At 71.1% G+C, this 4,834-nt stretch carries 4 protein-coding genes and 1 pseudogene; 2 read left to right on the top strand and 3 right to left on the bottom strand.

What is annotated here, in order from left to right; genetic code table 11:
• Window positions 1–199: pseudogene (locus tag ITP53_RS53785) on the top strand (DUF4037 domain-containing protein); the annotation flags it as partial.
• Between the two features lie 58 nt (window positions 200–257).
• Here the strand turns inward: ITP53_RS53785 and ITP53_RS53780 are convergent.
• From ITP53_RS53780 to ITP53_RS53770, 3 genes are read right to left on the bottom strand one after another with little or no spacing between them, the layout of a single operon-like run.
• Entirely contained in the window at window positions 258–1,058 is an 801-nt protein-coding gene (locus ITP53_RS53780) for an SRPBCC family protein (RefSeq protein WP_195903208.1), read from the bottom strand.
• Window positions 1,055–1,375, bottom strand: coding sequence for an ArsR/SmtB family transcription factor (locus tag ITP53_RS53775; protein WP_236052205.1), 321 nt, complete (start codon window positions 1,373–1,375; stop codon window positions 1,055–1,057). Before ITP53_RS53775 ends, ITP53_RS53780 begins: the two co-directional genes overlap by 4 nt.
• 42 nt (window positions 1,376–1,417) lie before the next feature.
• The gene (locus ITP53_RS53770; protein WP_195903207.1) at window positions 1,418–2,176 is read right to left on the bottom strand and encodes a MerR family transcriptional regulator; all 759 of its coding nucleotides are present in this window, start codon (window positions 2,174–2,176) and stop codon (window positions 1,418–1,420) included.
• Between the two features lie 298 nt (window positions 2,177–2,474).
• Here ITP53_RS53770 and ITP53_RS60860 point away from each other — a divergent pair, with 298 nt between their 5' ends.
• Window positions 2,475–4,829, top strand: a complete 2,355-nt coding sequence (locus ITP53_RS60860) for an ATP-binding protein (protein ID WP_328818794.1) — start codon at window positions 2,475–2,477, stop codon at window positions 4,827–4,829.
• Window positions 4,830–4,834: the final 5 nt, after the last annotated feature.

Below are 4,834 nucleotides of genomic sequence, written 5' to 3'. Positions count from 1 at the left end.
GGGGTTCCACGACCGGCCGTTCCAGGTGATCGGCGGGGACCGGTTCGCCGAGGCGCTGATGGCGTCGGTATCGGATCCGGTGATCAGGGGGTTGCCGGTGGCGGGGTGTGTGGATCAGCTGTCGGATTCGGTCGATCTGCTGACGGCCCCCGGGCGGGCTCGGGCGGTGACGGCCGCGGCGCTGGGCCTCACCGCCTGATGTGATCTACATTGTAAAGGGCGTGGGGTGGATTCGTGAGGATCACTCCCACTGAAAATCAGCCTGCAACGGTGGCGGCCACCTCCGCCACGTGGACGCGCCAGGCGTGGACCGTGCTCGTGTCCGCGCCGGAGTGGGTGATGACGAGGCGCGCGCCCTGACCGGTGCCCTGGGCGAGCTCCCAGCGGACGGAGCCGCCCGGCGTGTCGTACTCCAGGAGTTTGCCGGTCTCGGTGCGGGTGACCGGGCCGGGCTGGACGCCGGGTGCGGTGAACGCCGCGGGCGGCGGGGTGCCGGGGGTGGCGTCGCCGCCGTGCAGCAGGTGCCAGATTTCGTCGGCGGGGCGGGCGAGCTGGCGTTCGAGGCGGACGGCGGTGTCGTCGGCTGCGGCGACGGGGTCGAGGCCGAGGATGGCGATGTAGTCCTCGTGGATGCGGGCGAAGTCGGCCGGCTGCACGGTGGCGTACGGCGCGGTGGAGCGGCCGTCGAGGCTGGCGAGCAGCGCGAGGATGCAGGTGTGCCAGCCGCTGGCGAAGCTGGCGGCGCCGTGGCGGTCGGGGAAGGTGTGGGTGAGGGTGAGGATGCTGCCCTCGCCGTCGGGGTGGATCTCCCAGCGGAGTTCGTCGTCCTGCCAGGTGTGGGCGAAGACGTGGGGCGGGTTCATTTCGGTGATGCGGCCGTCGGGGCCTTCGCCGTAGCCGATGCGGTCGCCGTCGATGGTGACCTCGGCGGGGAACCAGTGGGCGAGGTGCTGGGGTTCGGTGATGGCGCGCCAGACTTTGGCCGGGGGGTGGGGGAGGCGGCGTTGCATGCGCAGGGTGGTGCGGCCGTCGGGGTGGAGGGTGAGGTTTTCGTTCATGGTCGGTCCTCCATGGTGTCGAGATGGTGTTCGAGCCGGTCGAGGCTGTGGTTCCAGAGTTTGCGGTAGGGGGTGAGCCAGGTGTCGATTTCGGCGAGGGGTTGGGGGCGGAGTTCGTACCAGCGGCGTTGGGCGTCTTTGCGGACGGTGACGAGTCCGGCTTCGCGTAGGGCGCGCAGGTGTTTGGAGGTGCCGGGCTGGGTGAGGCCGAGGTGGTCGGTGAGTTCGCCGACGAGGTGGGGGCGTTGGAGGAGGAGGTCGAGGATGTGGCGGCGTTGGGGGTCGGCCAGCACGTCGAAGCGCATGGCGACGAACATACCGCCATGGCTATATAACCGCAAGGGGATGTAAGGGGGGTTTCAGGTGGCGCGGCGGGCGTTGGCGTGGATGGCGTGGCGGAGGTAGCCGGCCAGGCCGGGGGCCAGGGCGTCGTAGGTGGCGGTGAAGCGGGGGTCCTCGACGTACATGTCGCCCAGGCAGCGGTGGATCTCGTACGTGCAGGTGTAGAACCAGCGGGTGATGTGCCCGCGGTGGCGTTCGGCGAGGTCCATGGCGTGTTCGCCGTCGGCGGGCAGGCCGGCCTTGAACGCGGCGACGAGGTCGTCGTTGATGCCGGCGGCCTCGGCTTTGATCTGGAGCCAGTCGGCTTTGGTGTAGGTGGCGACGCGGCGGCGGCTTTGGGCGTACTGGTCGCTGTGTCCCCAGCGGCGTTCCACTTCGGCGTCGTGGTCGGCGGGTTCGAAGTCGCCGAACACCTCGAAGCGTTCCTCGGGGGTGAGGGTGATGTTCTGGGAGCGGGCCTGCATGGCGCGTTCGACGGCGGCGATGACGGCGCCGAGGCGCTGGGCGCGGCGGGTGAGGAGTTCGTGCTGGCGGCGCAGGTGGGTGAGCTCGTCGGCTTCGGGCCGGTCGAGGATGACGGCGATCTCTTCGAGGGGGAAGCCGAGTTCGCGGTAGAGCAGGATCTGCTGCAGGCGGACGAGGTCGGCGTCGGTGTAGCGGCGGTAGCCGGCGTGGGTGCGTTCGCCGGGGGCGAGCAGGCCGATCTCGTCGTAGTGGTGCAGGGTGCGTACGGTGATGCCGGCCAGTCTGGCGGCCTGCCCTACGGAGAGGCTCATGGGTCCACGATGCGGGGTCACGTGGGGTGAGGGTCAAATCCTGCCATGGGGAGGGGCGGGGCAGTGGATTTTTTCGCGTCCTGTGATTCGGGGGGATCCGGGCGCCGGGCCCCGATGTGGGCGGGGATGCGGAGTGTCAAGGTGAGGGCGGCGCCGTCCCATGGCAGGGTCAAATGTGGCCGCGTGTTCTCTACGGGACCTCCCCAAATAGCGGCCTGGACATAATCTGGGTTACGACGGTGAGGTTTCGGCGTAATGGTGACCAGCCGACCGGGCCGTATGAGACACCATGACAGCGGTGACGACCAGCCCTCCGCGAGTCCGCCCCAGCGGTGGTCTTCCGGCGGAGGCGACGAGTTTTGTGGGGCGTCGGCACGAGGTGGCCGAGGTCAGGCGACTGCTGTCCATGTCCAGGGTGGTGACGCTGACCGGTGGTGGCGGGGTGGGCAAGACCCGGCTGGCGTTGCGGGTCGGGCACGAGGTGCGGCGCGCTTTCCGCGACGGTGTGTGGCTGGTCGAGCTGGGTGCTCTGCCCGGCCCAGACCTGCTCGTCCAGGCGGTGGCCGAGGCGCTGGAGATCCGTGACGTCACGCCGGCCTCGCCGGTGGACCTGCTGGCCGGGCATCTGCGTGACAAGCAGGCGCTGGTGATCCTGGACAACTGCGAGCACCTGCTCGACGCGTGTGCCGTGCTGGCCGAGACCTTGCTGCGAGCGGCCGGAGAGGTGCGGATCCTGGCGACGAGCCGGCAGGCGCTGGGCATCGCGGGTGAGCAGGCGGTGCCCGTTGCGCCGCTGCCGGTGCCCGATGGGGACGTGCGGTGCGCGTCGCTGGAGGCGCTGGTGCAGTGCGAGGCGATGCGGCTGTTCGCCGAGCGGGCCCGCGCGGTGCTGCCGGGGTTCGCCGTCACCGATGGCAACGGGGATGTGGTGGCCGCGATCGTGCGCCGCCTGGACGGGTTGCCGCTGGCGATCGAGCTGGCGGCGGTGCGGTTGCGCGCGTTGTCGGCGCGGCAACTGCTAGACCGGCTGGACGACCGTTTCCGGCTGCTGACCGCCGGGTCGCGGGCGGTGCTGCCCCGGCACCAGACGCTCCGCGCCCTGATCGACTGGAGTTATGCCCTATGTTCGGACAAGGAAAGATTGTTGTGGGAGCGCGTCTCGGTGTTCGCCGGGGGGCTGGACCTGGAGGCGGCCGAGACGGTCTGCTCGGGGGACGGAATCGCCCGCCAGGACGTCGTGGACCTGGTGATCGGCCTGGTGGACAAGTCCGTGCTGATCCGCGAAGACCACCTGGACGGCGTCCGGTACCGGATGCTGGAAACCCTGCGCGAGTACGGCCGCGAACGGCTGTGCGCGCACGGCCGCGAGGCGGAGCTGCGCCGGCGGCATCGAGGTTATTACCGCGAGCTGGCGGCGCAGGCGCGGGCGGAGCTGTTCGGGCCCGGCCAGGTGGCCTGGTTCACCCGGCTGCAGGTGGAGCACGCGAACCTGCGGCTGGCGTTGGAGTCGTGCTTCGCCGCAGCCGACCCCAGGGCCGGCCTGAGTATGGCCGCCGACCTGCTCTATCACTGGATCACCAGTTATTACCTGGGTGAGGGGCGGAGCTGGCTGGAGCGGGGACTGGCCGACGACGCCGAGCCGGGCGAGGTCCGCGGCCGCGCGCTGTGGGCCGCCGCCTGGCTGGCCGTCATCCAGGCCGACCTTCCGGCGGCCGCCGCGCTGCTGCGCGAGAGCCGCCGCATCGGCGAGCGGCTGGGCGAGGAGTCCATCCTCGGGTACGTGGCGCTGTTCTCCGGCATGATCGAGATGTGCGGCGGCCGGCCCGGGAACGCGATCGGGCACTACGAGGAGGCGCTGGCCCGCCACCGCGCCGCCGCCGAGCCGACCGGGCAGGCGATGACGCTCATCCGGCTGTCGATGGCGCATTCGTTCCTGGGGCGTTCCCGGCCGGCGGTGGCCGCGGCCGAGACCTGCCTGAACGTGTGCGAGGAGCACGAGGAGCGCTGGCACAAGGCGTACATGATGATGGCGCTGGGCGTGGAGATGTGGCGGCAGGGCGACCAGGGGCGGGCGACCGAGTTGGAGCGGCAGAGCCTGCTCTTCGCCCGTTCGCTCGGCGACTGGCTGGGCGCGGGGCTGGCCGTGGAGGTGCTGGCGTGGATCGCCGCGGCCCAGGGGCATCATCGGCGGGCCGCGTGGCTGCTGGGTGTCGTGCGCGCGGTGTGGAGTTCGCTCGGGGCCTCGCTGTCCGGGTTCGGGCATCTGGCGGGCTATCACGAGGAGTGCGAGGCGCGGACGCGTCAGGCGCTGGGGGAGGCGGCGTTCGGGGCCGCCGTCCGGCATGGGGCGCGGATGCCGTACGAGGAGGGGCTCGCGTACGCGTTGCGGGAGGACGGCGGGGGCCAGAACGGGGCCGGGCGGCACGGCCGGGCGCCGGCGGCGCGGTTGACGCGGCGCGAGCGGGAGATCGCCGCTCTGGTGGCGCAGGGGCTGACGAACAGGGAGATCGCGGCTTCTTTGGTGATTTCGCAGCGTACCGCCGAGGGGCATATCGAGCACATTCTGACCAAGCTGGGGTTCACCTCGCGTGCGCAGATCGCGGTGTGGGTGGGGGAGCGGGCCCGGGCTGAGGAACCGCCGGCCGAGGAGTGACGCCG

This window comes from Nonomuraea cypriaca (genome assembly GCF_015645445.1).
GTDB classification, from domain to species: domain Bacteria; phylum Actinomycetota; class Actinomycetes; order Streptosporangiales; family Streptosporangiaceae; genus Nonomuraea; species Nonomuraea cypriaca.
This window is presented reverse-complemented; position numbering and strand designations above follow the sequence as displayed.